Source organism: Mesorhizobium sp. M7A.F.Ca.US.006.04.2.1, assembly GCF_004022915.1.
Taxonomy (GTDB): domain Bacteria; phylum Pseudomonadota; class Alphaproteobacteria; order Rhizobiales; family Rhizobiaceae; genus Mesorhizobium; species Mesorhizobium ciceri.
Genome location: NZ_RZQA01001562.1, coordinates 1 through 595 on the forward strand (window position 1 = coordinate 1; position 595 = coordinate 595).

The 595-nt window shown below is 62.5% G+C and carries 1 protein-coding gene; it reads right to left on the reverse strand.

Annotation, left to right across the window (positions count from 1 at the left end; translation table 11 throughout):
• Positions 1 to 595, reverse strand: a 595-nt coding sequence (gene ligD / locus EN925_RS38740) for a non-homologous end-joining DNA ligase (protein ID WP_206633223.1), incomplete at both ends; no start/stop codon positions are given.

The following is a 595-nucleotide window of genomic DNA, read 5'->3' on the forward strand; positions in this document are numbered from 1 at the left end:
CCCCGCCCCCGCGCGTGCCCGAGTGGACCAGGGACAGATTGCAGTGGAGCCCTGGCCGTTGCGCAGGTAATCGAGAAACATTCGGCCCTTGCGCTTCGCCTTGCTCATGTTGGCGACGAAGCGCGACGGATCTGTACGGGCCAGCAGTTCGGCGAAGTCTTGGCAGAAGCTCTTGACCTCGTCCCAGTCTGCCTCCGGGACGAGCGGCACGACCACATGAACGCCCTTGCCGCCGGACAGCAACGGCCACGACTGCAGTCCAAGCGCTTCCAGAATGCCCCGAATGTCGAAGGCTGCCTGCTTGACGGCGGTGAAGCCCAGGCCCTCGTCGGGATCGATGTCGAAGATCATACGATGCGGCAGATCCGGCTGCTGGCGCAGGCTTCCCCAAATGTGGAATTCGAGCACGTTCATCTGGACGCCTGCGATCAGCCCCGCCAGGTCGCTGACCCACAAGATGCGGCTTTCCTTACCGGACATCTTCGCCAAGTGGCCGTCATGAATGGCCTTGGGCATGCCTGGCAGTCTGTGTTTCTGAAAAAAGGTCTGTTGCAGGTCGCCGTCGGTATCGCGCACCAGCGACAGCGGCCGATCT